Source organism: Algoriphagus sp. (genome assembly GCF_046296635.1).
Taxonomy (GTDB): domain Bacteria; phylum Bacteroidota; class Bacteroidia; order Cytophagales; family Cyclobacteriaceae; genus Algoriphagus.
On record NZ_JBKBKZ010000012.1, the window covers coordinates 17,096 to 43,721 of the forward strand.

Here is a 26,626-nt window from a genome sequence, read left to right on the forward strand (position 1 = left end):
CGACAAAATGTCGTTTTTACACCACTGGCTGAAGCAAAGGCTTTGCTTTTCTTTCCAATCTTTTCTTCCACATCAATACTGGAAGAACCCAAAAAACACCCACCATACTGAATATCAAACCTCCGATGGTGCCGATCGCAAGTGAAAACCAAAAGATCTCATTCTGTCCTTCAATCAGGAAGGGAACCAAGCCAAAGCAAGTCGAAAGAACAGTCAGCAAAATTGGAATTGCCTTGCCCGCCACAGATTTCAGAATGTTTCGGTTATAAACTCCGGTTTTACGGTTGTTGAAGTCATTTAGGATAAAAATCCCCGCATTCACCGCCAAGCCTCCAAGCATCACGAATGCGGCATAACCGCCTTGATCGAAGTAAAAATCAAACAGTGAAAAGATCAAAAATAATCCGATAAAACTGATCGGGATCAGGAAAATGATGTAAAACGGTTGCTTGAAATTCTCAAACAGGATCGTGCAAATAAAGAATATTCCCACCACCAAGAGACCTAAAAGCCCATATTCACGTTTGGCTTTGTCAGAATTCCAGCTCCAGGATTGCTTTTTAGCTTCGTAGCCGATAGGCATGATAGCCTTCATTTCCTTCAGCACTTCATCCAGGTATTCGTTACCAAACTTGCCCGAGCCCATGTATTCAAAAGAAACCACTCGAATGTATTGTCGGTCTTCTTTATGCAGCGCATTGGTCGTGTTTTCCAGATTCAGGGTACCGTAGTCTGAAATTTTCAAAATCTTATCTTCACCACTGAACAGTCCTTTTTGCTCCAAATCAAATTTGCTAAAGCGCTCTGATTGACGCTCTCGAAGCATCATGCCATAATTTTGATCTGCCAGTTCCAAATAGACCGATGGCCCTTGTGGTTTGGAAAGATCTTGAAGGGTATTGAGCACTTCAAACTGATTAGTCCCTCCCAACGCAATTTGATTTTGATCAAGTCGTAGCACATATTCCTGAGTTTTTTGCTCGTTATAGCCTAGTCGCTCGTTGGTATTGACATCAGGAATACGCTTATGCTGTCTGAGTTTTTCTGCCAAAACCTCCGACTGACGTTCCAGTTCGTCAAAATTATAGCCTTTCATTTCTACCCGGAAACTTGGAATTCCTTCTCCCCCTCCTCCTGTATAAAACCCTTGCCCCACACCGTAGATATTCCACTGTGCGCCACTCCAATCCGTAGATTTCACGGAGAGTTTTCCCTTCAGTTGATAAGGCAGAGCACCACGTTCATAGGCTTCCTTGAATGTAATCACGATTTGAGCATACTGCCCTGACCTAATGAAAGTCACAAACTGATCAACTCCCTCCACTCCTTTGAGGTAGGCTTCAAATTCCCGCATGATAAAGTCCATCTGATCCAACGTATTGCCGAAAGGAAGCCGCGCCGACACGTACAATCGAGTCTTTTCCGGCTCACGATAGGAGCTTTTCTCATAGACACCACGCACAAACATTCGAAGCGAACCACCAAGTGCTTTGTCCAAATAGGGCCTGATTTCTTCCTGGTAAAATGTATTCCCAACAGTCTTATTGTACCATTCCTGACCTTCCCATTTTGCAGGGAGAAAGAAAATCGGTGTCCCAAAAAGCAGCAGAACTGCAATCAAAAAAGTCTTTTTATACTTCGCTGTGAAGGCAATTCCCCTGTCATAGCGCAGCAGCCAATTCACCCTTTTTCTAAGTTTGGGAAGGGTAAGTTTCCTTCCCTTTTGAACAGACTCTTTGAATAAAACCTCATAAAATGCGGGAGTAAAAAAGAGTGCAACCAAGAGACTGACTCCCAACATCACTGAAACCACAATCGAAAACTCAGTCAAACTTCGACGATCTTCTTCCGGCAATAGCAACACCATCATCAAAGCAACCACCGTTGTCAAAGAAGCCGCAAGAAGTGCGACGAATACTTTCCGATTGCGATACTTATGCAGGTGATCCATCATGATGATGGCATTGTCGACGATCAATCCAAAGCTGATCGTCAATCCTGCAATCGTAATCATGTGAATGTCCACTTTCAAAAAATACAGCACCATCGCCGTCAAACTTAGATTGACCACAATTCCCAAAAACAGAATACTGAGATACCTCCAGTTGCGATTGATTAGGAAAATGAAGGTGATTAAAATCAATATTGACAAGCCTGAGCGCTTGTAGATTTTGTTCAATTCCTTCTCGAGAAACTCCGTATCGTCATTTTCCAAGCGCACTTGGAAACCCTGAGGGAGATTCGCCTTTGCAGATTCGATGGCTGACTTCAGTGTTTTAGCCAGTAAGACCTTATTTACTCCGTCCCGATTAATAACCGTCAAAGTCACTGAATTATTTCCGTTGATCCGGTAATAGTTGGTGGCTTCGCCTTCCTCCATAGTCACTTTGGCGATATCCCGCAACCGTACCTCCATGCCTCCTGCTTGGCGGATGTTGAGATTTTCAAGCTGATCGAGAGAATTCAGCTTGCGATCCAGCGTGACAAAAAGTGTTTCTCCCTTATTGTTATAGACCGTTCCAGGGTATTGTTGACCAAAAGCTTGGCCGATTTGGGAATTGAGCAGGCTTCTGGAAATGCCGAATGACTGCATCTTCTGTGCATCGAAGGTCACAAAAACCTGCAAGTCATTTGCACCGCGAATCTGAACTTCTTCCACCTCGGCAAATTGAGTCAAAGCAGGTTTTAGGACATCCTCAGCGATCTTTTTGATTTCAAAGGAAGCAAAAGGGCCATTGACACTGTATGTGAGAATCGGCGTTTTGAAATCATCTCGAGCCTGAGAAGTCTGAGTTACTATTGGATAGGAAAGCCGCTCATCCAGCTGAGGATAAACTTGTCGAATCAGAGCCAAGACCTCAAACTTTTTCATCTCCATATCCGCCTTCTTGTCAAAAGTTAGGGTTATGGATCCCCTGTCATAATTGGAGACTGACTTGATCTTTTTGAGTTCGGAGAGTTGGGAAAAAGCCCCTTCAAGCGGTGAAGTAGCTAGTTTTTCGATGATTTCGGGAGAAGACCGTGGGATTCCAAAACCGATCGTCAAGACAGGTTCGCGCTCTCGAGGATTCAAATCCACAGATAGCAATGGAACCACAGCAAAGCCCAAAATTCCTAAAACCACAAATGCAATCAATACCCGAAATGCCGTCATAGTTTTTCCTTTTTCCCCACCAAAGAATCAAAGAACCAATACATCAAGGGCACAAAATACAAGGCCGTAACCGTACCGATTGTCAAACCTCCAATCACCGCAAAAACCAAAGGTCGCTGCAAATCCGCACCCAATCCACCACTGAAGATGATCGGACTAAGTGCCAAAATCGTAGTAATTGAGGTCATCAAGATTGGTTTAAGGCGGATCTTTCCAGCCTGATGGATAGCTGTTTCCAAAAGCGTATTTCCAGTCAAACCTTGATTTTCAGCCAGCTCAACTTTCAATCGATTAATCGTATCGATCTTGAGAATAGCGTCATTGACCATGATCCCGAGCATCACGACAAGTCCAATAGCAGACATCACATTCAATGTGCCTCCAAAAATCAGAAGCACCAAAAATGCACCGCCAATTCCTAAAGGTAAGGTGAAAACTACAATCAGCGGCTGGACGAAACTCTCAAACTGTGCCGCCAAAATAAAGTAAAGCAGCAAAACAGAAATTCCCAAAATCCCAATCAATTGCCTGATATTCTCTCTATCCTGGAAGTATTGACCTTTGGTTTCCACTGCCAGATTTTTTTCCACACCCCATTTGATAAACTCTGAGACTTGGTCATGGGGATTTTCAGAAGTGATCAATGCACTTTGAAAAATTCCTCCCCGATCGGCAGTCACATATTTGTATTGGTCAGCGTACCGATAGTCGACAAATTCACGAAGCAAATAGGACGTACTGTCTGAGGCATAAACCCGCGTATTTCTCAGCAAATCCTCAAATCGATCCTGATTTTCTCTTAGACGAATTGGAGTCACCTCTCCAAATCGTCGAATATCAGTGATCGTGAATACTCCAAAAAGTCGAGACAATTGATCCTGAACATTCTGAATCGGAATCTTATACAAAGCCAACTTTTCTGCCAGCAAAGAAAAAACTACAGATGGTTCTTCCTGTAAGCCCGGTCCATGATCCCAACTTTCCGCCGGAAAATCTTCCAACCAAGGTTTCATCTTGGCAGCCTCGATCGGTTTCTTGGCCTTCAAATCTTTCCAACGCACCTCATAATAAGGTAAACTCGAGCTGAATAATTGATCAAAAGCATTTGGCGCATCGCCCAGCGTAAATGTGGCCAAAGGGTAATCCTTCTCCAATCGTTTTCTGAGGATTTCGAGTTGGGTATCCTTTTCATTTTCCGAAGGGAAAAGCAAATAAAGTAGTGACTTCTGAATGGAATTATCTCCATCAAAAAGCAAAAACTGCCGTACACCGATATCCGCTTCGGCCTGCGTATAATCTTTGACTTCCCGAATCAACCCAATCAATCGATCCCGATTTTGACCTGCGGAAATGGGCTCATTCCAGTCGATTTCAAGCGTAGCATCCGGTTTTTCTATTTCCGGCAATCCTTCAGTTTTGAGCAAAAGGCTCAGTCCCAAACCCAAAGGAATGATAATGAAGAATGCTAAAAGCGCAACTTTTTTTCTTCCAAAAACCCAATGGAATCCTTTTTCATAAACTCCTAAAGCCCACTTATACGCCTTGGGTTCGCCCTTGAGTGAATTCCTTTTTCCCACCCGGAAAATCAGCCAATACAACAGCGGCAGCAAGACAAAAGCTACCAAAAGTGAAACCGACAAAATGGCCGCTACTGCGACCGCCTGATCATAAAACAGAGCTCCCGAAATCCCACTCAGAAATACCAGCGGCACAAAAACAGCGAGTGTGGTAAGCACTGAACTGATTAGCGCACCCATTACTTCATTGGAGCCCTGCACGCAAGCTTCAAACAATGGAATCCCGGCTTCCCGCTTTCGGGTGATATTATCCAGCACAATGATGGCATTGTCTATCAGCATCCCAATCCCCAAAGCCAATCCGGAGAGCGAAATGATATTGATCGAAATATTGAAAAAGTAAAAAACCAGAAAACTGATCAGCAAAGAAGATGGCAAACTGATACCCATGATCAGCGGAATCCGATAATCTTTGATGAAAAGGAAAAGCACTCCAAAAGCGAAAATTCCACCGAACAGTAAGCTGGTTTGAAGGTTGGAAATCGCAGCATTCAATAAGCTGCTCTGATCTTGGGTGATCTCAAAGTCCACCTGAGGATAGTCCTCCCTGAAAAGTTCGAGTGACTTTTTCAACTCAGGAATCAACTCATTCATCTTGGCCGCGGCTTGCTTATGAACGGTGATTACGAGTCCTTCATTTTGCCCAAAAAGATGATAACCCAACATTTCCTGTGTTTCATATTGGGCATTGGCAACTCGTCCAAGTGGGACGATCGAACCCTTTGTTGAACGAATGGGCAGGGACTCAATGTCTTGAGGAGATTCCACCCGAGTAGCAAGTCGTAGGTAATAGCGAAACTGACCGTCTTTTACACTGATACCCGGAAGTTCGGCATTCCCTGATTTTATGGCTTCAATCAGATCTTTTTGTGTCATACCGAGTGCAGCCAAAGCATCGTCATTTGGTTTGACAGAAATGATGCGCTCTCTTTTCCCATTGATATCAACCAAGGAGACGCCGGGAAGCTGCTCGATGCGCTTCTTTAAGACATTCTCTGCAAGTAGACTGACTTCGACCTGATCCACATCTGCTTTTGGAATGACCTGCACTCGGGCCACAGGAATGTCAGATGTATTGATTCGGATGACCTCCGGTCGCGGCAGGTCATTAGGAAGGAAATTGGTCAGGCGGTCAATCTTTTCATTGACATCGATGTAGGCCAATTCCATTTTGGTCCCATAGTCAAAAGTCAATCGGACTGTCCCAATCTCAGAACCTGCCTTGCTTTCCATTTCCTCCAAGCCATTGAGTGTAATCAAACCCTCACGGATTTGCTGCAGAACGTTTTGTTCGATGGATTCTGGTGAAGCATTGGGATAAGTGACCTTGACCACGATCTGCGGCACATCGATAGGCGGCAAAAGCGAAATCGGCAACAGCCGAAAGACAATCACCGAAAACACCATCAAAGCCAAAAAAGACATCGTCACCGCGATCGGCCGCTCAAGCAAAAATCGGATCATGGCTTATTCTTTTACGAGTTGAACAGGTGCCTGATGAGCGAGCTGAAGGTTATTAGTGGTGATGACGGTACTATTTTCGGGTATTCCGTCGAGGATTTCTATTTCCTGCCCATTGTCTTTGCCCACTTCCACATAGTTCCACTTGGATTCCTTTCCATTTTCGACTGTGAAAACAACGGCTCTGCCGGAGCGATAAACCACTGCGTCTTTGGGCACGACCAAACTATTGCTTTGCGGAGCTCTGATTATCGCTCGGGCGTTCATGCCGGGAAGTAGATTTTTGACAGAATTCAAGGTAATCGAAACCTGCACCAAGCCATTTTCATCGACTTGGGGATTGATAGCGGATACTCGGCCTTCGATGGCATTTTGGGAATCAGAAATAGGATAAACCTCCGCACGCTGATTGGATGAAATCAGAGGAATGTCAGATTCCAATACATTCACCCGAAGCAAAAGTCGATCTGTGGAAAGTATCTCAGCAAACTCAGCATTCTTGGTAACCAAACTGCCTTGACGAAATTTGATATTAGCGATTTTACCCGAGATCGGTGCTCTGACTTCACAGCGGGAAAGGTTCAATTCAGCTTCTTTCAACTCTACTTCAGCCAAGGAAAGTCCGCTATCAACCCTAATTCGACTTTGAACCTTTTTGGCTACAGCAGAATCTGCCGATTCCAATGCAAGGTGAAATTGAGTTTTGAGAACATCCAATTCTGTTTGTGCTTTGATTACGGCGATTTTTGCCTTTTCCAGTGCAAACTCTGCTTCTCGGCGATCCAAAGTGGCAATAAGCTGTCCTTTCTGGACATACTGACCTTCCTGCACCTGAACTTTCTCGAGGTAGCCTTCACGCTCCACAAGTGCTTTGACCTCGCTTTGGGCCTCCAGTTTCCCGATGGCATTGATCAGGTAATCGAAGCTTTTACGCTCTGCAGTTGCGGTCCGGACTTCGGTAGCAGCCACTTCGTTTCGGAAATTTTCAGAAGGGATTTCTTGAGAACTTTCCTCGGCTTTGGTACAAGAGGCAAGCAAAAGGGTGAGAATCCCTAATCGAATCGTAGAAAAAACATTCATTGGTTAATGATTTCAAAGTAGAGGAACTAAGATATGAGAAAAAATCAGAGTTATCTATTTGTGGTCTTTAAAATTTCTTATTTTTTCACATTTCAAACTCCTGCTCTAAAAATTAAATTTAAAAAAAACAAAAAATAATATATTAATAACAAAAAAAAGTCAAAACAAAAAATCAATAAATAATATCTTCTAATTTTACCAAGGAAATCTCATTTTCATCATTTTTATTTATAACAAAATTTAAATTTGTTAAATTACTCTGGCTTTTATAAACAACTGTATTTGTAATAAAATAAGACAGTCGCATTATCAATTCATCATCAAAAATTACAAGCCTTATATCCATGTCGCTTAAAGAATTAAATTTTTCAATTTTCGCTAATTCTTCGTCTAAACAAGCCAAACAAACATTTGACACAAAATAATAATATCCCGGATTCAAATCAATAAAGGTGAATTTTTGACCATTTTTCTCTAACCTTAAATCAATTAATTTAGAAATATCAATATCACTTAATCTTTGGATTGAGGAATTATTTCTACAACTTACTAAAATCAACACCAAAGAACAAAAGAACAGGATTTGATTCTTTTTCATAAAATCTAATAACATCTCTAATTGTTTCATTTTTTAAACTTTTATCATTGATTTGACCCTTTAGGTCTAAATCTTTTAAATCATTTAAAATCTTCTCAGAAATATGCATAACAAATTTTTCATTATCGCTTCCAATAATTTTACCAGCAATTCCAAACTCAAATTTAAAATTCAGACCAATGTAAGAAATCGATTTAGCTGATGGAATAGAAATGAAACTCGAAACAGTTCCAGACCCCTTCAATGACTCCAGAAATAAAACATCATCTGTTGATAATATTTTTTTAAACCCAGTGAAGGAATTCTCCTCAACCGCAAGACTCATAGCTCGATTTGGGCTTGATATAAACTTTTCCATAAAATCATTATCAACACCTCGTCCATCAATCAATATTTCAAATGATAGTTCTAAACTATCGCCTTTAAATTTATAAACTTGATTAGAGAAATTCTGAGTCATAAATAAATTTTCACCATTTCCTGACATATAACTATCAACTACAAGTGAATTATTTCTTCTTTCAGATTCAATAAATAAAAATTGATTCTCCCTTATTGAGAAGCTACTATCCCATTTAACAATATTAAAGTTATTCTCACTATCAAAAGCATCTCTTAAATGAGAAATCCAACCACTATTAACAGGACTTAATTCATACATGTAATTATTATTAGTAGGAATAATTTGTAAAAGTTTCCCTGACAGATCATATTTAAATACAAATCGTGAAGGGCTAGTCAACAAATAGAGAAAATTATCCATAAACCCGAAGTCTGAGATTCCTGAATATTTTCCCGGACCGTCTCCAAAATCTGAAATTTTACTTATTATTTTACCAGATTTATCAAAAATAAAGATTGATTTTTGAAGTTTACTTAATATAAGTATTCTTGTTTCATTAATTTTAATTTTATCAATAGCTGCAATGAAGAAATCTGGTCTGGATTCCAATACAACATACTCAAGGTCTTTTCCAAAATCACTGAACTCTATTTCTTTCTTTGGATCTAGTGAAATAACCTTAAAATCTTTAGATTTTGGAATAATTTCATTTTCACTCCTTTCAGCGCAAGAAATTATATTTATACCTAGGAACAAAAGTATTGTTCCTAGGTAGAAATCAACTAGTCTATTCATTATCTTTTTACCGCGACAAATTTTTGCGCCCCTTCATCACAAGATGATAAAGCAAACCCACATTCATAATTAATTCCAACAAGGGTAGCTTTTGCCGAACCTCCACCCAGACCAATGCCTGAACCGCTTATAGAAACTTCAAGATCTACTTCAACCGTGTACTCATAAAGTGGGGTTGCTTGCATGGATGCAAGAATTCTAGCATCTGCTAGATTTACAAATCCCAAAAATCCACTCAAAATAAGAAATGTTAATTTTTTCATAAAACATTAATTTAGATTCCTCTTTCACACCATGCAGGGCGAGGTCACATTCCCTAAAAAATCTAGACTTCGGCGCCGATCTTAATCTTTCGGATCCAACTTAATTATCAAAAAAAAAAAAACAAGTGTAGTTTTCAGAAATCTTGAAATTAGTTTTTAACTAACTGAAAATCAGTAGGAAAAATTTTAATGTAGTTAAGTGAAATACGCACTAAATTCAGATTTAACTCTCTTTTTAATACTACAATCCCCTGATAATAAGGTCTAATCCTAAGCCCAGGATGCTCTTTGTCTGCATAGTACTCCACCAGTTTTTCAAGTTGACCGAGATCCACTGCCTCAATTCGCACCTTTGCCAATCCATCTTGGATCATTTCAATTCGAGTTGCCGCCGCTCTAGACAAATCGATCTGACGCTTCGAGTAAATAGGTAATCGGTCATTGATTCGAACGACTACCGCTAAGCCATTTTTCTGGCTTATAACTAGATTAAAGCACATAAATAAACCTTCAAAGGTTTGCTGCCTTTTTTAATCAAACCTTATTAAAATTCCTTCCAATGTCAAACTATTTCAAAATAAAGACCAACAAAACTGGCTGCTCAAAATCCTCTACAGATTCCAGGAATTTTTTAACCTTAGTGAATTCCCTCCCACTTCCCTCCATCTTTTGGAAGAATTCTTCATAATTTTTACGATTAATACTTCCCAAACTTATAAAAGAAACACACTGTTGATCGTCACATGCCAAAGGGAAGCCATAGAACATCAAATCCTCAAAATCGAATTCTACTCCTGTACCAGAAATAACCTCTCCTGTCAATTTATTATAATAAACACGAAGATCGGGCCCGCCAAACCGATCAAATTCCATTCCCATCCAAGTTGGAGTAACAAAATGAAGCCCAAAACCATAGAATTTCCCATCTTCTTTTCTATCAGAAATAAAATCGAGACCAATGTCTTTTAAATCCTTTTCTAACAATCCTTTGGACTCAAGATCAACCTGAAGAATCGGGAAAATTTTATTACTTCCAATATCTATTTGAAGAAGTTCATTTGAAAATCTTGGAAAGAAAGTTAAAACTCCTCCATTTTCTCTGATTACATCCCGAGGAACAAAATCTGAAAGCTTATTATCGATTTTGGGGTATTTATAAGTGTTTTGGATGATAAAATTACTGTCCAGTAAAAAAAGATCGCTAGCACCAGACTTCCCCAAATGCTCATTCCCATCAATAATACTTAAGAAAAGCAATTGATTTTCTGAAATTACCTTAAAAGAATGTGCTCTCAGCGGAAGTCTCTTTTCAAAAAGAAAATCTCCTTAAAAACTGAAAGACAGGACTTTTGCCAAAGAATTATCATAAATCAGGATTCTTCGATTCGCTTCATCCAAATCAAACTCAGAAATTATCTTCATTTCTCCAGGCCCTTCCCCGGTAGGATAAAATAAGCCTACTTGCTCTCCTGTGAATAAATCAAAAATCTGCAGCGAGTTGAAGGTGTTCTGATCTAAAATAAAAACCAAGGAATCTGAAAGAAGGATTTTATCAATATTGCCGACCACGCCACCTTCCCAATTCTTCAAACTCAACATGCGGTAATCCTTCATTAAATCTGAAAGCTTAATCTTCGCATCTATTTGACTTTGGTCGAGATTCAATACAACAGGATCACCTTCAGAAAAGATAAATTCGGTACTCAAAGAGTCAGAACCTACAAAACTGAGAAATTTGCTGTTTCCTGTTTCTGTAACTTCATTTTTCTGTCTTTTACATGCTGAAAACAAAAACAGGGTGGCAATCAATACCACCCCAAACTTAAGTCTATTCATAAATTATTTAGTACATCTTTCAGGTAAACACCATTCATTACCATCTATACATTTACTAAAGGTGCCTGGATAAGTAGCCGACTCCTCAAAAAAAAAAAAAGCTAACTGTTTCTGTTATAGTGCATGTCAATGTTTGCGATTTCCACCACCAAGCATTTGCATCTTGGGCGAAACCTAAGGTCATGGCTAGACCAAAAACGAATACAAAAATCTTTTTCATGTTTATAAATTTTATAGTCAAAACTATATAAAACCAACCCTTGGTTCTATCGAAAAATAAAGAACCTGCGCGCCGACCTTGATCTTTCGTTAGTCAAACTATCCCGCCAGATTCAAAAAAGCAAGTGAGAAAAAAAAAACGAAATTAGTTTTTAACTAACTGAAAATCAGCTGTAAAAATTTTATTATAATCAGGGGTGTAACGTACCAAATTCAGATTTAACTCTCGTTTTAGTAATGAAATTCCCTGATAATAAGGTCTTATCCTTAATCCTGGATGCTCTTTGTCGGCATAGTATTCCACCAGTTTTTCAAGTTGACCGAGATCCACTGCCTCGATCCGGACTTTTGCCAGACCATCCTGAATCATTTCCAGACGAGTTGCCGCTGCTCGAGACAAATCAATCTGACGCTTCGAGTAAATAGGTAAACGGTCATTAATACGGACGACTACAGATAAGTCATTTTTCTGATTGATTACACGGACTACTGTGCCCAGTGGTAATCGCTTATGTGCTGCGGTCAGACTATCAATCGAAAAAATCTCCCCGTTAGCAGTTCTTTTGCCATGGAATCGCTTGCCATAATAGCTCGCCGTTCCCTCTTGAATCAGCAATGAATCGACCTGCGCTTCCGCCAAAGTAGCCCAAAGCCCAAAAAGAAAAACCAAAAGGACACGAATTTTCACTGCCGAATCTACCATTTCCGCCCGATTTACCAATAAGAATGCCAATTCCTGTCAAGCTGCTAAGTTCTCTTGCAGGATGCGGACTTGAAGCTTATCTTAGTACATATTGTTTAGTCAGCAGCCGAAAGTCTATAATTTGGAATTAAAAAAACCAACTTTTATTCCCTATTCTGCAAACTGCCACTGTAAACTGCCTACTCCAAATGATGAAAATCCTCCACACCGCCGACTGGCACCTCGGAAAGCGACTTCAGGAATATTCCCGCATCGAAGAACAAAAGCTCGTACTGGATGAAATCTGCCAGATTGCCGATCAGCAAGATGTCGATCTCGTGCTCCTGGCAGGAGATATTTTCGATACGTTCAACCCCACTCACGAAGCCGTCGAATTGCTTTATAAAACACTTCGAAGACTTTCTAAAAACGGGACTCGCCCAATTGTTGCCATTTCGGGCAATCACGACAGCACGCAGTTTGTCGAAGCGCCGGATCCCTTGGCGAGGGAATTGGGAATCTTTTTTTACAGTCGTTACGACACCATTATTCCTATTGGCAAACTCGATTCGGGGGTGGAAATCACCCGTTCGGAAAGTGGCTTTCTCGAGCTGAAATTGCCACAATTTAATTTTCCCATCCGCTTGATTTTGGCACCATATGCTAATGAAGTCAGTTTGCGAACTCATCTTGGAGAAGAAGATCGGGAAGCGGAATTCAGGAACTTGCTGGCTAAAAACTGGCAAAATATGGGAGACCGGTACTGTGATAAATTTGGAGTCAACCTTTTTATGGGCCACTTCTTTTTTATTAAAGAAGGCACACCGATACCCATCGGTGCCGAACCAGAATCCGAGCGTCCGATTCTCCATGTTGGAGGCACACAGGCACTTTTTACGGATCATTTACCAGCACAAATCCAATACGCGGCTTTGGGTCACTTGCATCGCTATCATGCAGTCGCCCATCTCAAGATTCCGGTAGTCTATTCAAGTTCCCCGCTTGCTTACTCTTTCAGCGAAGCGGATCAGGAGAAAAAAGTCGTGATCATAGAAGCCGAGCCAGCCAAACCTGTAAACTATCAACCAATCGGCCTAACTCAAGGCAGACCTTTATGTCGAGTCAAGTTTGACGAACTCGCCAAAGCACTTCAATGGCTGGAAGAAAACCCCTATTGCTTTGTCGAAATGACCTACGAAACGGAGCATTCAATCGACGCCCCCACTCGAAAAGCAATCTTAAAAGCTCACGACGGAATCGTAAATCTGATTCCTCAAATCAAAAAACCACTTGACCAGCTTAACTACAGCCTGCAGGTCGAGGATCTAGGCAAGGACATGGTCACACTTTTTCAGCTTTTCTACAAAAGTGAAAAAGGCCAGGAACCCAATGAAGAACTGTTGGGCATTTTTAAAGAAGTCATCAGCCAAAACGACCACCTATGATCCCTGTACGACTGGAAATTCAAGGCCTATATTCCTATCGAGAAAAGCAAATTGTGGAGTTTGACCAACTCACAGGTGCAGGGCTTTTCGGGATTTTTGGAGCGGTGGGAAGTGGGAAGTCCTCGATTTTGGAAGCTATTCTTTTGGCGCTGTATGGCAGTACAGAGCGGCTTTCTGACCGGGGAGAAAAAAACTCCATGCTGAATCTCCAAAGCGATCAGGTCCTGATCAATTTTGAATTCCGTGCCGGAAAAAACAACGCTCAAACCTATTTGGCCCGCTATTGTGCCAAGCGAAATCCCAAGAACTTTGAGGATGTAAAACCTGCCGAACATACTTTTTATGAAAGAGTTGGAGAAACTTGGGAGGCATTAAGCCAGCGCGGCGATGAAATCGTCGGTATGCAAAAAGGGCATTTCAAGCAGACGGTAATTATCCCTCAGGGAAAATTCAGGGAATTCATCGACCTCACTCCCGGCCCACGGGCAGAGATGATGAAGGAGCTTTTTGGCCTGGAACGATTTGATCTTTCAGGCAAAACCGGTTCGTTGCTCAAAGTCGTTCGGGAGGAAAAAATCCGACTGGAGACACAACTTTCCGCACTGGAATCTTTCACCAAAGAAAACTTGGAGGAAAAAGAAGATCAGTTTTCAAAACTGAAAGCCAACTTAACCCAAGCCGAGGAACTCGTCAAAGCTGTCGATACAGCATATCGGGCAAAAGAAGTAATGCGAACAAAGCACCAAGAACTTCTCAAATATCAAGCAATAAAAACTGAGCTTTTGGAGAAAAAGCCAGCCATCGAATCCAAAAGGCAACTTCATCAGGAATTTATTACGGCTAAGACCCATCTCAAACCCACTTGGGAAAAGCGAAACGATGCCAGAGTCGAGTTGGAAAAGTACACTGTAAGTGTCGAGGATTGCATTAGGTTCAAGGACCGATTTGAAAAAGAAGTCGCTGAACTCGAAAAAGAAGAAGTGATCTTGAAGGAGAAAACCCAGCAAAGACCACAGCGGGAAGCGAAAATCCGTGATCTAAAAAAAGTGCTGGAATTGCAGGTTTTACGTCAAAATCTAAATGCCGCTCGGCATCTACTCGATACTCTTCAGCCTTCCATTGAAGAGAAAAAGAAAGTGCAAAAATCCTTGAAACTTCGAATTCAGCAGTTGGAAGAGGAAATTGAAAAGATGCCTTCGATGGACAGTTCACTATTGGCAGAATTGAAATCCGCAGAGCGGGATTGGAAAACATGGGAAATCCAGCTCAAGAAACTTACCGATGAATTGGAGCAATTGAATCAGGCTTCTTCTGTAATTAATCAAGAATCCGATCAACTTCTTCGGACAGTTCCTCAGGAATTGGAGACGCTCGAAAACTGGCTTCAATCCCAAAAGAATAAGCTAACTGCACTTGAATCAGAACGGGATACACTGATTCAAAAGCAGGGACTTGCAGCGCATGTTCATCTCCTGCATGATGAAGAAGCTTGTCCGCTTTGCGGAGCCTTGGAGCATCCGGATCCTTTGCTAGCAGAAAGCGAAGTCAATCGATTGAATGACAAAAACAAGGAAATTTCAAGTGGAAAAGCACTTCTAGAACAAATCACCAATTCCATTCAACGAAAGAATGTATTAGCAATCCACCAAGAAAACAACCTCAAAAATACCCAATCCAAGAAATCTGAAATTGACCAGCTTACACTTCAAATAGCCAGTTTGAAATCAAGATTAGCAAGTCTGGCAATTGAAACGCAGGAGTCGCTTTCAAACCAAATCCAGCAAATCTCTGATTCAGGTAAGGCACTTGAAAAGCTACAACTTGACTTCAAAACCCTGCGAAAAAACTATGATACAGAGCAGGATGCGATCGAAAAAGCCGAAGTTGATCTGAATCAGTCACGACTGAAAGTAGAATCTGTCAAAACCGGAATCAGAACCAAAGAGGAGGAAATTAAGGATCCTGTTTTCTGTGATGGATTTTATGAGAAGGACAGGGAAACTATTCTTCAGACCATTCAAAAAGTCGAAAAAGACATCGAAGAGGCCATTCAGCTATTAGAAGGAAAGCAAAAACACCTGCGAGAGAAGCGTGGAGAACAAACGAAAAATCTGGCTGATTTAGATACATTTTCGCGCTTGAAAAAAGAGACGGGAGAAAAACTCATCAAGCTACAAGCGAGTTTTGAGCAAAAGAAAACTGAGTTTGGGTTTACTGATGAAGCAGCGCTAATCCGACTTTTTGAGCAATCGCTCGATGCGGAAAAGGTTCTGAAGGAAATCACTCAGTTTGACCAGGATTTGGCTGTGACACAAAGCAGAATCCAGGAATTGGAAGAAAATCCGGCGGTAAGCCTTTTTGAGGAAGAGTCCTTTTTGAAGCTTTCAGCGAAGCTGCAACTCCTGAAATCTGAAGCTGAAAATCTTCAAAATCAGTTTATCCTCCTCGGTCAGGAAATCAAGGAAGCCCAAAAGAATCTTGCTGAAAAGACCCAACTGGAAGCTGTCTTTTCAAAACTCCAAAATCGGGAAAGCTATCTCCGGGAGTTGGACGTATTATTCCGCGGAAGCGGTTTTGTCAAGTATGTCAGCTCGATCTACCTCAAGGAACTCTGCAATACCGCCAATGTGCGATTTATGAAACTGAGCAAAAACAGCCTTAGCTTGGAGATCGACGATGATAATACATTTTGGGTGATCGACTATCTGAATGGAGGAAAACGGCGCCTGCTCAAGACGCTTTCAGGAGGTCAGACTTTCCAGGCTTCACTTTGTCTTGCTTTGGCTTTGGCAGAAAAAGTAAAAGCACTCAACCAAGCCGATCAGAGCTTTTTCTTCCTCGATGAAGGCTTTGGTGCCCTAGATCGAAATGCGCTTCGAGTCGTCTTTGAAACGCTCAAATCGCTACGTCACGAAAACCGAATCGTTGGCATCATCAGCCATGTGGAAGAGCTGCAGCAGGAGGTCGGAGTCTACGCCCAAATCGAACTCGACCCAGAAAAAGGTTCGCAGGTGAGTTATTCGTTTTAAGAAAGGATCGCCACAAAGGCAGTAAGGCGCGAAGAAAGTACTGCTATTCATTTGGCTCAAATTGGTTCAAGTTTTCAAACTTGGACCCACAATTATGCAGTCTTTAGATTTACCTCCTCTGGTAGGGAGGCTGCTGTTTAATGATTAATTCTTTATTGAAGCAGTCTGAAGACTGCATTATTCTAAGCACAAGTCGAAAGACTTGCGCTAGTATGGAGTGTTTAAAAAATCCGTGAAAATCTGTGTCTTTTTCTGCGAAAAACTTGCCTGACGGCAGTCAGGTCTGCGGGAAAAAGCTCCAATAAAAGTCCCAAGTGAATCCTGTTTTCAATAAGACCCTATAAAAATCCTCTATTGTGCCTTCGCGACTTAGTGGCGAAAAAAAGCCATTGAGTAATTTTACTCAGTACATTGAGTAAATTTCTGAAAAGTGATTTTATCAATTGATTTACAGTAGGTTACAAAATAATTATTAAGCAAAAAAGACAGCCAAACTGACTGTCTTTTAGGTGTATAGATCCAGGACATTCATCTGAAGGAAGTCTTCCCAAGGTATGCCTCCAGTGCCGATCAGGAGAGATTTTTCCGGATAATGAGCCTTAACGAACGCATTCATGCCGCTCAATCCACCAACTTTTGAAGTCTTCACTTCCAAGGCAATGATGCGCTTTTTGTATTCGACTATGAAATCCACCTCATAATTTGCTTCTCGCCAATAATAGATGGAGATCTTCTTGTCTTTGAAGGCTTGATTGATCAGGTGCGCCCCGACTGCTGACTCCACCCAACGACCCCAAGCTTTGTGATCCGCCTGAAGTGTCTCGAAGGTCTCATTCGAAATCCCGGACATGATGGAGGTATTATGCACCATAAATTTGGGACTGGATGAGCGCTTCCGAACCAAATTAGGACTGTACTTCTGTAGTCCACCCAGGAGACCAGCTTCATTGAGTAGCTCGAGATAATTAGACAGCGTAGTGGTATTGCCGGCATCTGCCAGCTGCCCCATGACTTTGGTGAAGCTGAGCACCTGTCCGGAATAAGCTGAGCCAATCTCGAAAAGCCGCTTCATCAATGCAGGCTTATCCACACGAGTCAGCATTAGAATATCCCTTGAAATGCTGGTCTCCAAAAGAGAGTCCCTGACATAGCTTTTCCAGCGGTCTTCGTCATCTTTGAGTGTAATCGCACCGGGATATCCTCCATACCAGATGTATTCGGCAGGAGTCAGTCCGAATGCTTCTTTCATTTCAGCGTATGACCAATGCCCCAAATACATCGCCTCGAATCTCCCCGCCAAGGACTCCGTCAATCCCTGCTGCAACATCAACCGCGAGGAACCAAGCAAAATTACACGAATATCTCGCTCTTCCCTGGTGTCCCGATCCCACTCCGCTTTGACTTGCTCGCTCCAATTATCAATCTTTTGGACCTCATCAATGACCAAGAGCTAAGGCATCTCAGGCGAAAGCTGCTGCTTTGCACGGGCATTTTCCCATTGCTGAGCTATCCACACCTGATCACTTGCCGGGACAGCGTCAGCAGCAACAAGTGAATGCGGGCTGTCCATATCTCGGATCACCTGACGCACAAGAGTAGTTTTTCCCACCTGGCGTGGTCCATAAATTACCTGTATAAACCTGCGAGGTTCATTCTGGAGTCGATTTTGAATCTGGATTTTTTCAGCTCTTTGGTAAGCCATGACTATTTTACTCAATATACTGAGTAAATTTACTCAATGTATTGAGTAAATTTCAAATAAACAGTCCATTTTATTTATATTCAGTGAGTTATGAAATAATTTTTTAAGCTAGAAACCCACTTAAACTGACCTAAATTGAAATTAGAGTTCGGTGAACTTTAAATAAAGAGACAAAAAAATACCCCGACACTTGCCGGGGACTTTTCAAACTAAATAGACCTTACAAGAAATCTAACCTGCCTGAGCAGACAGGCATGGCGCCGAAGCGACACACTGTGAAATGATCATATAAAAATCCTTTGGTTTACCCAGTTTATTTCTTCTTCCCTGATCGTGTGATCCGGGTCATCAAATAATTCTATTGTCACGTCTGCTCCCATTTTGCGAAGCAAATCCGCTGATTCTTTAATCCTTTTGGCAGGAACGTGAAAGTCACGATCACTGCTACCGATGAAAATTGGAGTCCCTTGAAAATCCCCGGAATAATTTTCAGGCTTAATCTGCTTTCCGATTAATCCTCCAGTAAAAGCTACAACACCGCCAAACTTTTGAGCACTGCGCGCTGAAAATTCAAGGGTGAGACACGCTCCCTGAGAAAACCCAAGCAAAACTGTGTTCTCGGCCTTAATTCCTGCGGCTTCAATTTCATTCCACGTTTCTTTCAAAATACTGAGCGAATTCTCCAATGCAACTTTGTTGCTTTCGACTGGTGCCATAAAACCAAACGGATACCAGCTGTTTGAGTTCGCCTGAGGCGCCAAAATTGCATAATCGGTCAAATCAAGACTAGAAACTAGCGAAAGGATACTATCAGCGGTTGCTCCGCGTCCATGGATCATAATGAGTGCTTTTTTGGCTTCCACGAGAGGAAGTCCTGCTCTTTTGATATCAGACATAGGATTCAATGTCTAGTTTGACAGGTGTCAGATTCTTTTCGATTTTTTCTCGGCTAGGTTCTGCCCAATCAGGTAGCTTGATTAACTCACCCAAATGCGCTTCCTCCTCATCGATTGCAAAACCAGGTCCATCTGTAGCTATTTCAAATAAAACGCCTCCCGGCTCCCGGAAGTATATGGATTTGAAATAGTTTCTGTCTTTGACCTCAGTGACTTGGTAACCGTTTCGCATCAAGATCTCTTGAATCTGAAGCTGAGTAGTCGTATTCGCGGTGCGGAAAGCAATGTGATGAACCGTTCCTGCAGATTGCTGACCACGATTTCCAGTTCGGTCGATGACGATGTCTACAATATCTCCTGGCTTGCCAGCTGTGCCATATCGGAAACGCTCGCCCTCTTGACCGATAAATCGATAATCCATGTGTTGGGTAAGTAACTTTTCCGTTAATTCCTTAGCTCGCAAATTAAGCGTAGCACCATAGAATCCTTTGACAGAATGCTCAGAAGGGATGTGCCCATAGGTCCAGCCTGGTCGATCATCTTGATCATTGGCCACCAATTCAATTCCCATGCTGTCATGATCTTCGAATCGAATGAGCTTTTCACCAAAGCGGGTTTGAATATCAGAGACAGCAATTCCGAATTTTTTCAATCGCTCAATCCAATAGTCCAGCGAATCTTTTCCAATAGAAAAAGCTGTATAGGTCAATTCACCAGCTCCTTTGGTGCCTTTTCGCGCTCCTGTAAACGGGAAAGTGGTGAATACCGTGCCTGGTCTACCCAATTCATCTCCGAAGTAGAAGTGGTAGACATCGGGTGAATCAAAGTTGATCGTCTTCTTCACCAGCCTCAAACCAAGAATACCAGAGTAGAAATCAATATTTTTTTGCGGATTTCCGGCGATCGCTGTGATGTGATGTATGCCGGTGATTAATGGTGTCATGAGTTTTCCTTTCGTTTTGGAGTGAAAAAAAGCTGCCCGAAGGCAGCTCTGAAAATTATGCTGTTGCCTCCGCTGGCTCGTTGACCAATTGTTTTACCAATTGAACACTTAAATGTAATCTTACCTGATCACTTACTACAACATTTCCGGCTTCAGTTACGGCTGACCAAGTCAAACCAAATTCTTTACGGCTGATTTTTCCCTCGATTTCAAAACCTGCTTTGGTTTGTCCATAAGGATCGCCTGCCACACCACCAAAGTCAACGTCTAGGGTCACCTCTTTCTTGTTTCCGCGGATAGTAAGTTCACCTACCAGCTTATAGTCAGTACCATTTTTAGCTACTTTTCCTGCGAAAATCAAGTTGGGATGATTTGCAGCATCAAAGAAATCAGCTGATTTTAAATGATTGTCACGGTCAGACTGATTGGTGTCGATGCTGTCGATTTCCGCTGAAAAATTCACACTTGCTCCTTCGAAATCATCTGATTTTGACTCCGCTGACCCTTCAAAACTTTTGAAATAGCCTGTGACAGTTGAGATGACCAAATGCTTTACTTTGAAAGAAACTTCAGAGTGTGTTGGGTCAATTATCCATTTTGCAGTACTCATAATTTGTTTGTTTAAGTTATAGTTTGTTGGAATTGTTTTAACATTTATTGTATAGACATTTATTTTTTCAAAATTTTTTTTACCCTCTCAATTTATCAAGGAGATCATTCAAGGTGTTAACCTCTACAAGGGATAGGTGCAAGGAATTTCGATTATTTTCCTCAACCAAAACTTCTAACTGACCAAGAAGTTCTAAACCTTTTTCAGTTATTAGCACATCAACTTGACGTCTGTCACTAGGACATTCTTCCCGCTTCACGAGATCTTTCAGTTTCAATTTATCAACAAGCCTCGAAGCATTTGACATTTTGTTGAGCATGCGATCCTGAATTGAGGAAACTGTGGTAGGCGTACCATTTTGCCCTCTCAGGATTCTCAACACATTATATTGCTCCGGAGACAGATCGTGTGGCTTGAAAAGCGAACTTTGAGAAGTCACCATATAGCTATGCGTGTAAAGGAGGTTTACGACCAACTTATTATAAGGGTCTTTAAATTCCTTTTGCTGAATAGCGTCTTCTATCTTTCCCATATTAATTACAGATGAATTAAATGTATATACATTTAAATGTATGAAAAAGTTTCGAATCTTGCTCTTTTTTTGAAAAAAAATGTGAAACGGGAAGGAAACTTAAAATTATATGAATTTCAATTATTCTGCCAGTAGGCGAATTTTCATAGATTATCGACTGGAAGCCTGCCTGCGGTAGGCAGGACCAGAGACAAAAGAGGGCCTGAATCTTAGCGTTTGAACCTATTTTTTATAAATTGTTTTATCTACTGCCAAAGAAGCGGATAATCACATAAAATTAAATTGAAGTTCTTAGGTTACTTAACTATTTCAAGCCAATCACCAATCAATCGATTGATTTGGTCAGGTTTTTCAATACAACTGCTATGACCCGCACCGGGAATGATGTGAAGTTTTGCTTTGGCTATACCCATCTGGATATATTTTGCTTTTTCAGGTTTGGTAGCCACATCCTCATCTCCGACAATAATCATAGTAGGACATGTGATTTTGGATAATTCATCCTCCACACCTTTTCTATAGATCACTCCCTCTACCGGGCCTGTAATACTTTTCTTATTGGAGGAAAGCTCCTTTTTCCAATGTTTAATCAATGCCGCGTTTGATGGATTCGAAAGCCAGCTTTCTGCAAACATAATGTGCATCACTTTAGAGGCTACGGGTGGTATGATTCCTAGCCATTTCACAATTCCATTTAGCGTTTTGTATTGAGGTAGATTTTCGACTGGTTCAGCATTGGCTGAAGTCTCCAGCAAAATGAGACTTTTGATTAATTCTGGGTAACGGGCTGCAAGTCTGATTCCTACAAATCCTCCCATGGATAACCCTGCAAAATGGACCGGGCTATCACAAAGCTCCTGGATTAATGCGGCCGCATCTTCCGCTATTGTATCCATATCAAATGGAGCCTTCACTTCACTTTGTCCCTGCCCTCTGTGATCATAGGCAATCACTCGATAATTTCTGCTTAAGAAATCTACCTGATCCCGAAACATGCGGTGAGTCCACAACAAACCGTGTGAGAGGATTATTGTCTCTTTCCCAGCTCCTTTTTCTTCATAAAAAAGATTCACTCCATTTACCTCAATAATGGGCATAAGTATGATTGGTTTTGGAATTGGAAAATAACTGAAAAAGAAAGGAAGTGAACTCTACCCTCCCCTTCTATTTGGTATCCTTAAAATAATGAATCGATTTATTCCCAATCCAATCCTGGCTGGGTAATTCGTGCATTTTCTCTGGCTTTATGCTCGTCTACAATTTTGCGGACATCCTCAAGCAGTTTCTTTGCATCATAGACAATGCCGTCCTTCACAGTGTACTTAACGCCTCCGACTCTCACAGGTTCATTATTGTCATTAATGCGAATTGTACCAGTGCCATAAAGAACTTTTAAATTTTGAAGCGGATTTTCTTCCAAAATTACAAAATCAGCCAACTTCCCCACCTCAACAGTTCCAATTTCCTTATCCATTCCCAAGGCCTCCGCACCATACATAGTCGCTGATCGAATCACTTCCAAAGGATGAAAACCCGCCTCTCGGAGCAATTCCAGTTCCCGGATGTATGCAAATCCGTATAGCTGATAGATGAATCCAGAATCTGAACCGGCAGTCACCCGTCCTCCACGGTTTTTGTATTCATTCACAAAAGTCATCCAGAGATTGTAGTTCTTTTTCCATTGCACCTCTTCCTCAGTGGTCCAGTCAAACCAATAAGAACCATGGGATTGTCTGCTTGGAGCGTAAAACTTCCAAAGTGATGGCAAAGTGTAAACCGCATGCCATTCTTGGGTTCGAGCTCGCATCAGATCACGGTTGGCTTCATAAATATTGAAGGTAGGATCAAGGGTAAAGTCAAGCTCCAATAATTCATTCATGACCTTGTTCCAGTGCTCAGAATAAGGTGGGGCTGATTGGTTCCAAAGTTTACCTGCCTCAGCAAATCGGTGTTGCTCGTTTTGATAATTGTAATCCAATCTAAAATCCTGAATCGTACGATCCTGAAAAAGCGCCTCAGGTAATCCATACCAATGTTCCATTCCCGTCAATCCCGCTCGAGCAGAGTTCAATACATTCCATCTCGCCACGTCCAACTGCTGATGATGCATAACGGATCGAAGACCAATCCTTTTATTTTCGGAAATTGCCGCTTCCATCACTTCAGGTTTTGCTCCAAAAAACTTTATTCCGTCAGCTCCTTTGGCTTTGTTGGAATTGACCCATGCTTTTGCTTGCTCAGCATTCGTGATTGGGCTTTCTGAACCCTGTCCAAAAGAGGTGAAAGCAAGAATTCTCGGAGCCGTGATTTCATTGGCTAAGGATTTCTTTTTTTGGTCTAATACCCAACTCAGTCCATTGCCTGCAGAAGGGTCTTTGATCGTTGTAATTCCATGTGCCATCCATAGTTTGTAAACATATTCAGCTGGAGTACCCTGTCCCGTACCACCAATATGACCATGACTATCTACAAATCCCGGGAGCAGGTAATGTCCCTCCAAATCCAAAACCTTAGTGTTTGCGTCTGCTTTAGGCCTTCTGTTTTCGCTAATCGGAAGTCCGGGGTAACCTACAGTTTGAATTTGAGTGATACGATTTTTCTCCACCACGATGTCTACCGGGCCGACGGGAGGTGCACCGGTACCATCTACCAAAATCACCCCGCGGAGAATCAATTTGGTATAAGGACCCTCACCCTCTGTTCTTGCAGGTGCAGGCATGATTTGGGAAAAAGTGTGAAAGGCCAAAGCAAGGGCAGTAAAGGCCGTGAGTAAAATTTTCTTAAGCATAGATTGGATGGCTAGATTTAGATCAATAAGATAGAATAAATTGGATTAGGAAAAAACGGGATTTGGACAGTTGGTGCACCAAAAAAAAGCCCGACTGAGATCAATCGGGCCTTTAGTTGGAGGTTAGTGGTTTTATAAATCTTTAAACTTTTCCATGATATCCTCGGAAATGCCGGTGAAGGAATAGCCACCGTCATGAAAGAGATTTTGCATAGTCACCATTCTTGTCAAATCGGAGAACATAGTCACGATGTAATCAGCACAAGCTTCAGCAGAAGCATTACCAAGCGGGGAGAGTGCCTCTGCAAAATTGTAAAAGGAATCAAATCCTCCGATTCCTGAACCTGCTGTTGTTTTAGTCGGAGACTGAGAAATAGTATTTACTCGGACTTTTTTCAACTTGCCATATCGATAACCGTATCCTCTCGCTATACTTTCCAGCAAAGCTTTGGCGTCAGCCATATCCGTATAAAAAGGAAAAACACGCTGGGCAGCAATGTAAGAAAGGCCGACAATCGATCCCCACTCTTTCATCACGTCCATCTTTTCTGCTACCTGCATCATCTTGTGAAAAGAAAGCGAGGAAACATCGTAAGATTTCATTGCCCAATCATAATTCAAATCTCCATAGCTACGGCCTTTGCGGATATTAGGAGACATTCCGATAGAATGTAAAAGAAAATCAAAGTTGGACCCCAAAAATTCTTTTGCTTCAGCATATAGCTTTTCGATGTCTTCTACTACCGTGGCATCCGCAGGGACAACAATGGTGTTGCATTCTTCCGCAAGTTCTTTAATAGCACCCATCCGCATAGCTATTGGGGCATTGGTGAGGACAAAGCGGCCTCCTTGGTCTTTTACTTTTAGGGCAGTTTTCCAGGCAATTGAATTTTCATCCAGGGCTCCTGTGATGATTCCAACTTTTCCTTTTAGCAAATTTTCTGGCATATGGCGTTTGGATTGATTTCAAAAATTTGAGTAAAAATAGAGAAATTTTGGGATTACCCTGATCAATTCAACAATAGCTCCTTGGCACTCTCCAAAGCAGAAGCAGAAGGATTGGAACCAGCGATCATTTTGGCAAGCTCAGAAACCCGGTCTTCGGGACTGAGGAGCCTGATTTTACTGACTGTTTTTTCTGTCGAATTGTCTTTATAGACGAAGTAATGCAGTTCCCCTTTCGCAGCTACTTGAGGAAGGTGCGTAATACAAATCACCTGATGTCGAGAAGCTATTTCCTTCATCATTCGAACCATCTGCAGTGCCACTTCACCTGAAATACCTGAGTCAATTTCGTCAAAAATCAAAGTCGGTAAGGCCATTTTATCTGCCATCAAAAACTTTATAGCGAACAGTAATCGTGAAAATTCTCCTCCAGATGCCACTTTTTTCATGGGTTGTAATGTACCGCCTTTATTTGCAGAGAATAATATTTCTACTTCATCCAAACCAGTAGGAGACGGAGAAATTTGCTTGTGTTCAAATTGGATTCGTGCATTTTCCATTCCAAGTCCCGCTAGAAGTTTCTGAAGCTCTTTTCCAAATTGCACAAAACAGGATTTGCGTTTTTCTGTCAGTGATTGCCCGGACTCTGCCATGGAAACTTGTGCCTCTTTCAGATTTTTTTCAGCCACCAATAGGCTTTCATCCAAGTTTTGAAACTGAAAAACTTTATCTGCAAGCTCACTTTCAATCTTTATCAATTCCTCCACAGTATTCGCTCCGTGCTTTTTCTGCAGTTGGTAAATTTTACTCAATCGATCTCGTATCTGATCCAATTTACCAAAGTCAATTTCTACTTTGCTTTCTTCATCTACGAGTGACTCAGTCAAATCTTTTACCTCAATAAAAACACTCTGAAATCGTTCTTTCAATTCAGAAAATTTATGAGCCAAGCGCTCCAGGCTTTGCATTCCATGTTGGATCTGCCCCAATCCCTGAATTATCCCAAACTGCTCTTCTTGAAAAAGAGCAAGCATCTCGTTGATTTTCACCTTGATTTCTTCAGCATTCTCCAGCACCTCCTGCGTGGATTCTAACTCCTCTTGTTCACCAGCCAGCAATGAAATCGTACTTAATTCATCCAGTTGGAACTGATTGAAATCAGCTTCTTTTTGCATTTCAAAGGCCTTCTGCTTTAACTCTTCGTATTGTTTTTTCGCTTTTCGGAAAGCTTTAAATTTCTCCTGAAACGCTACAAGGTCTAATCCTGTCTGAGCAAATGCGTCAACTAAACTGAGTTGGTAACCTCCTTCTCCAAGTTGAAGGGTGTCATGCTGAGAATGGACATCCATAAGTTTTGACCCAAGTACTTTCAGAAAATCGAGTAGAACAGGCGTGTCATTGACAAAAGAACGTGATTTCCCATTTGGGCTGATTTCTCTTCGGATGATGCAGCTTTCCTCAAAATCCAATTGTTCCTGCTCAAAAAAATCTTTTAGCCCATATTCCGAAATATCAAAAACACCTTCGACAACACATTTTTTATCTTCGTGAAGTAGCACCTTAGAATCTGAGCGATTACCAAGAAGTAGCCCCACAGCTCCAAGCATAATGGACTTTCCAGCGCCGGTTTCACCGGTTATCATGCTAAGTCCCTTACTGGGCTGCATGTGTAACAGGTCTATGAGTGCGTAATTGGAAATACTAAGTGATTTGAGCATATGCTGGAAA

General features: G+C 41.5%; 21 protein-coding genes and 1 pseudogene. 2 read left to right on the plus strand and 20 right to left on the minus strand.

Going from position 1 to position 26,626, the window contains the following annotated elements; all coding sequences use genetic code 11:
• Window positions 1-16 precede the first annotated feature (16 nt).
• The 10 genes from ACK4HU_RS10545 to ACK4HU_RS10590 all read right to left on the minus strand — a co-directional run bounded on the left by ACK4HU_RS10545 (window position 17) and on the right by ACK4HU_RS10590 (window position 12,029).
• Complete coding sequence (locus ACK4HU_RS10545) at window positions 17-3,154, minus strand: efflux RND transporter permease subunit (protein ID WP_409806559.1); 3,138 nt, start codon at window positions 3,152-3,154, stop codon at window positions 17-19.
• On the minus strand, window positions 3,151-6,195 hold the full coding sequence (locus ACK4HU_RS10550; RefSeq protein WP_409806560.1) for an efflux RND transporter permease subunit: 3,045 nt from the start codon (window positions 6,193-6,195) through the stop codon (window positions 3,151-3,153). Before ACK4HU_RS10550 ends, ACK4HU_RS10545 begins: the two co-directional genes overlap by 4 nt.
• A 3-nt stretch (window positions 6,196-6,198) precedes the next feature.
• A complete protein-coding gene (locus ACK4HU_RS10555; protein ID WP_409806562.1) occupies window positions 6,199-7,272 on the minus strand; it encodes an efflux RND transporter periplasmic adaptor subunit in 1,074 nt (357 codons plus the stop codon).
• A 172-nt stretch (window positions 7,273-7,444) separates the two neighbouring features.
• Complete coding sequence (locus tag ACK4HU_RS10560) at window positions 7,445-7,870, minus strand: hypothetical protein (protein ID WP_409806564.1); 426 nt, start codon at window positions 7,868-7,870, stop codon at window positions 7,445-7,447.
• Complete coding sequence (locus ACK4HU_RS10565) at window positions 7,812-9,008, minus strand: 6-bladed beta-propeller (protein ID WP_409806565.1); 1,197 nt, start codon at window positions 9,006-9,008, stop codon at window positions 7,812-7,814. Before ACK4HU_RS10565 ends, ACK4HU_RS10560 begins: the two co-directional genes overlap by 59 nt.
• Entirely contained in the window at window positions 9,008-9,271 is a 264-nt protein-coding gene (locus tag ACK4HU_RS10570; RefSeq protein WP_409806567.1) for a hypothetical protein, read from the minus strand. The genes ACK4HU_RS10565 and ACK4HU_RS10570 overlap by 1 nt, the downstream gene beginning before the upstream one ends.
• A gap of 149 nt (window positions 9,272-9,420) precedes the next feature.
• On the minus strand, window positions 9,421-9,771 hold the full coding sequence (locus tag ACK4HU_RS10575; RefSeq protein ID WP_409806569.1) for an RlpA-like double-psi beta-barrel domain-containing protein: 351 nt from the start codon (window positions 9,769-9,771) through the stop codon (window positions 9,421-9,423).
• A 67-nt stretch (window positions 9,772-9,838) separates the two neighbouring features.
• On the minus strand, window positions 9,839-10,528 hold the full coding sequence (locus ACK4HU_RS10580) for a hypothetical protein (RefSeq protein WP_409806571.1): 690 nt from the start codon (window positions 10,526-10,528) through the stop codon (window positions 9,839-9,841).
• Between the two features lie 69 nt (window positions 10,529-10,597).
• Complete coding sequence (locus ACK4HU_RS10585) at window positions 10,598-11,107, minus strand: 6-bladed beta-propeller (protein ID WP_409806573.1); 510 nt, start codon at window positions 11,105-11,107, stop codon at window positions 10,598-10,600.
• Between the two features lie 364 nt (window positions 11,108-11,471).
• Complete coding sequence (locus ACK4HU_RS10590) at window positions 11,472-12,029, minus strand: septal ring lytic transglycosylase RlpA family protein (protein WP_409806575.1); 558 nt, start codon at window positions 12,027-12,029, stop codon at window positions 11,472-11,474.
• A gap of 188 nt (window positions 12,030-12,217) precedes the next feature.
• On the opposite strand from ACK4HU_RS10590, the gene ACK4HU_RS10595 reads away from it, so the two are divergent.
• Both ACK4HU_RS10595 and ACK4HU_RS10600 read left to right on the plus strand, forming a co-directional pair.
• Window positions 12,218-13,453, plus strand: coding sequence for an exonuclease SbcCD subunit D (locus ACK4HU_RS10595; protein WP_409806577.1), 1,236 nt, complete (start codon window positions 12,218-12,220; stop codon window positions 13,451-13,453).
• Window positions 13,450-16,482 carry an SbcC/MukB-like Walker B domain-containing protein gene (locus ACK4HU_RS10600; RefSeq protein WP_409806579.1) on the plus strand — a complete coding sequence of 1,011 codons (3,033 nt, stop codon included), beginning with the start codon at window positions 13,450-13,452 and terminating at the stop codon, window positions 16,480-16,482. The genes ACK4HU_RS10595 and ACK4HU_RS10600 overlap by 4 nt, the downstream gene beginning before the upstream one ends.
• Window positions 16,483-16,987: 505 nt before the next feature.
• Here the strand turns inward: ACK4HU_RS10600 and ACK4HU_RS10605 are convergent.
• The 10 genes and pseudogenes from ACK4HU_RS10605 to recN all read right to left on the minus strand — a co-directional run bounded on the left by ACK4HU_RS10605 (window position 16,988) and on the right by recN (window position 26,616).
• On the minus strand, window positions 16,988-17,761 hold the full coding sequence (locus tag ACK4HU_RS10605; RefSeq protein WP_409806734.1) for an ATP-binding protein: 774 nt from the start codon (window positions 17,759-17,761) through the stop codon (window positions 16,988-16,990).
• A pseudogene (locus ACK4HU_RS10610) lies at window positions 17,741-18,184 on the minus strand (AAA family ATPase); the annotation flags it as partial. The gene ACK4HU_RS10605 and the pseudogene ACK4HU_RS10610, both read right to left, overlap by 21 nt.
• 284 nt (window positions 18,185-18,468) lie before the next feature.
• The gene (locus ACK4HU_RS10615; protein WP_409806581.1) at window positions 18,469-19,080 is read right to left on the minus strand and encodes an alpha/beta hydrolase; all 612 of its coding nucleotides are present in this window, start codon (window positions 19,078-19,080) and stop codon (window positions 18,469-18,471) included.
• Entirely contained in the window at window positions 19,073-20,023 is a 951-nt protein-coding gene (locus tag ACK4HU_RS10620; protein ID WP_409806582.1) for a ring-cleaving dioxygenase, read from the minus strand. Before ACK4HU_RS10620 ends, ACK4HU_RS10615 begins: the two co-directional genes overlap by 8 nt.
• Before the next feature lie 55 nt (window positions 20,024-20,078).
• Window positions 20,079-20,633: a YceI family protein gene (locus ACK4HU_RS10625; RefSeq protein WP_409806583.1), complete on the minus strand. Its 555-nt coding sequence runs from the start codon at window positions 20,631-20,633 to the stop codon at window positions 20,079-20,081.
• 79 nt (window positions 20,634-20,712) lie between these two features.
• Window positions 20,713-21,165, minus strand: coding sequence for a MarR family winged helix-turn-helix transcriptional regulator (locus ACK4HU_RS10630; RefSeq protein WP_409806585.1), 453 nt, complete (start codon window positions 21,163-21,165; stop codon window positions 20,713-20,715).
• 296 nt (window positions 21,166-21,461) lie between these two features.
• Complete coding sequence (locus tag ACK4HU_RS10635) at window positions 21,462-22,262, minus strand: alpha/beta fold hydrolase (protein WP_409806587.1); 801 nt, start codon at window positions 22,260-22,262, stop codon at window positions 21,462-21,464.
• 98 nt (window positions 22,263-22,360) lie between these two features.
• Complete coding sequence (locus ACK4HU_RS10640) at window positions 22,361-23,953, minus strand: amidohydrolase family protein (RefSeq protein ID WP_409806589.1); 1,593 nt, start codon at window positions 23,951-23,953, stop codon at window positions 22,361-22,363.
• Between the two features lie 132 nt (window positions 23,954-24,085).
• Window positions 24,086-24,901 carry an enoyl-ACP reductase gene (locus tag ACK4HU_RS10645; RefSeq protein ID WP_409806591.1) on the minus strand — a complete coding sequence of 272 codons (816 nt, stop codon included), beginning with the start codon at window positions 24,899-24,901 and terminating at the stop codon, window positions 24,086-24,088.
• Window positions 24,902-24,963: 62 nt separating this feature from the next.
• Window positions 24,964-26,616 (minus strand): DNA repair protein RecN, encoded by a 1,653-nt coding sequence (gene recN, locus ACK4HU_RS10650; protein WP_409806593.1) that lies wholly within the window; start codon window positions 26,614-26,616, stop codon window positions 24,964-24,966.
• Window positions 26,617-26,626 lie beyond the last annotated feature (10 nt).

Bases quoted from the DNA above. Each gene is read 5' to 3' on its own strand.
- ACK4HU_RS10600 (WP_409806579.1), top strand. From the start codon at position 13,450: ATGATCCCTGTACGACTGGAAATTCAAGGCCTATATTCCTATCGAGAA.
- ACK4HU_RS10630 (WP_409806585.1), bottom strand. From the start codon at position 21,165: ATGGGAAAGATAGAAGACGCTATTCAGCAAAAGGAATTTAAAGACCCT.
- ACK4HU_RS10565 (WP_409806565.1), bottom strand. From the start codon at position 9,008: ATGAATAGACTAGTTGATTTCTACCTAGGAACAATACTTTTGTTCCTA.
- ACK4HU_RS10645 (WP_409806591.1), bottom strand. From the start codon at position 24,901: ATGCCAGAAAATTTGCTAAAAGGAAAAGTTGGAATCATCACAGGAGCC.
- ACK4HU_RS10585 (WP_409806573.1), bottom strand. From the start codon at position 11,107: ATGAATAGACTTAAGTTTGGGGTGGTATTGATTGCCACCCTGTTTTTG.
- ACK4HU_RS10590 (WP_409806575.1), bottom strand. From the start codon at position 12,029: ATGGTAGATTCGGCAGTGAAAATTCGTGTCCTTTTGGTTTTTCTTTTT.
- ACK4HU_RS10605 (WP_409806734.1), bottom strand. From the start codon at position 17,761: ATGTATTTGGGGCATTGGTCATACGCTGAAATGAAAGAAGCATTCGGA.
- recN (WP_409806593.1), bottom strand. From the start codon at position 26,616: ATGCTCAAATCACTTAGTATTTCCAATTACGCACTCATAGACCTGTTA.
- ACK4HU_RS10640 (WP_409806589.1), bottom strand. From the start codon at position 23,953: ATGCTTAAGAAAATTTTACTCACGGCCTTTACTGCCCTTGCTTTGGCC.
- ACK4HU_RS10635 (WP_409806587.1), bottom strand. From the start codon at position 22,262: ATGCCCATTATTGAGGTAAATGGAGTGAATCTTTTTTATGAAGAAAAA.
- ACK4HU_RS10555 (WP_409806562.1), bottom strand. From the start codon at position 7,272: ATGAATGTTTTTTCTACGATTCGATTAGGGATTCTCACCCTTTTGCTT.
- ACK4HU_RS10550 (WP_409806560.1), bottom strand. From the start codon at position 6,195: ATGATCCGATTTTTGCTTGAGCGGCCGATCGCGGTGACGATGTCTTTT.
- ACK4HU_RS10595 (WP_409806577.1), top strand. From the start codon at position 12,218: ATGATGAAAATCCTCCACACCGCCGACTGGCACCTCGGAAAGCGACTT.
- ACK4HU_RS10570 (WP_409806567.1), bottom strand. From the start codon at position 9,271: ATGAAAAAATTAACATTTCTTATTTTGAGTGGATTTTTGGGATTTGTA.
- ACK4HU_RS10575 (WP_409806569.1), bottom strand. From the start codon at position 9,771: ATGTGCTTTAATCTAGTTATAAGCCAGAAAAATGGCTTAGCGGTAGTC.
- ACK4HU_RS10615 (WP_409806581.1), bottom strand. From the start codon at position 19,080: ATGTCTGATATCAAAAGAGCAGGACTTCCTCTCGTGGAAGCCAAAAAA.
- ACK4HU_RS10560 (WP_409806564.1), bottom strand. From the start codon at position 7,870: ATGAAAAAGAATCAAATCCTGTTCTTTTGTTCTTTGGTGTTGATTTTA.
- ACK4HU_RS10545 (WP_409806559.1), bottom strand. From the start codon at position 3,154: ATGACGGCATTTCGGGTATTGATTGCATTTGTGGTTTTAGGAATTTTG.
- ACK4HU_RS10620 (WP_409806582.1), bottom strand. From the start codon at position 20,023: ATGACACCATTAATCACCGGCATACATCACATCACAGCGATCGCCGGA.
- ACK4HU_RS10625 (WP_409806583.1), bottom strand. From the start codon at position 20,633: ATGAGTACTGCAAAATGGATAATTGACCCAACACACTCTGAAGTTTCT.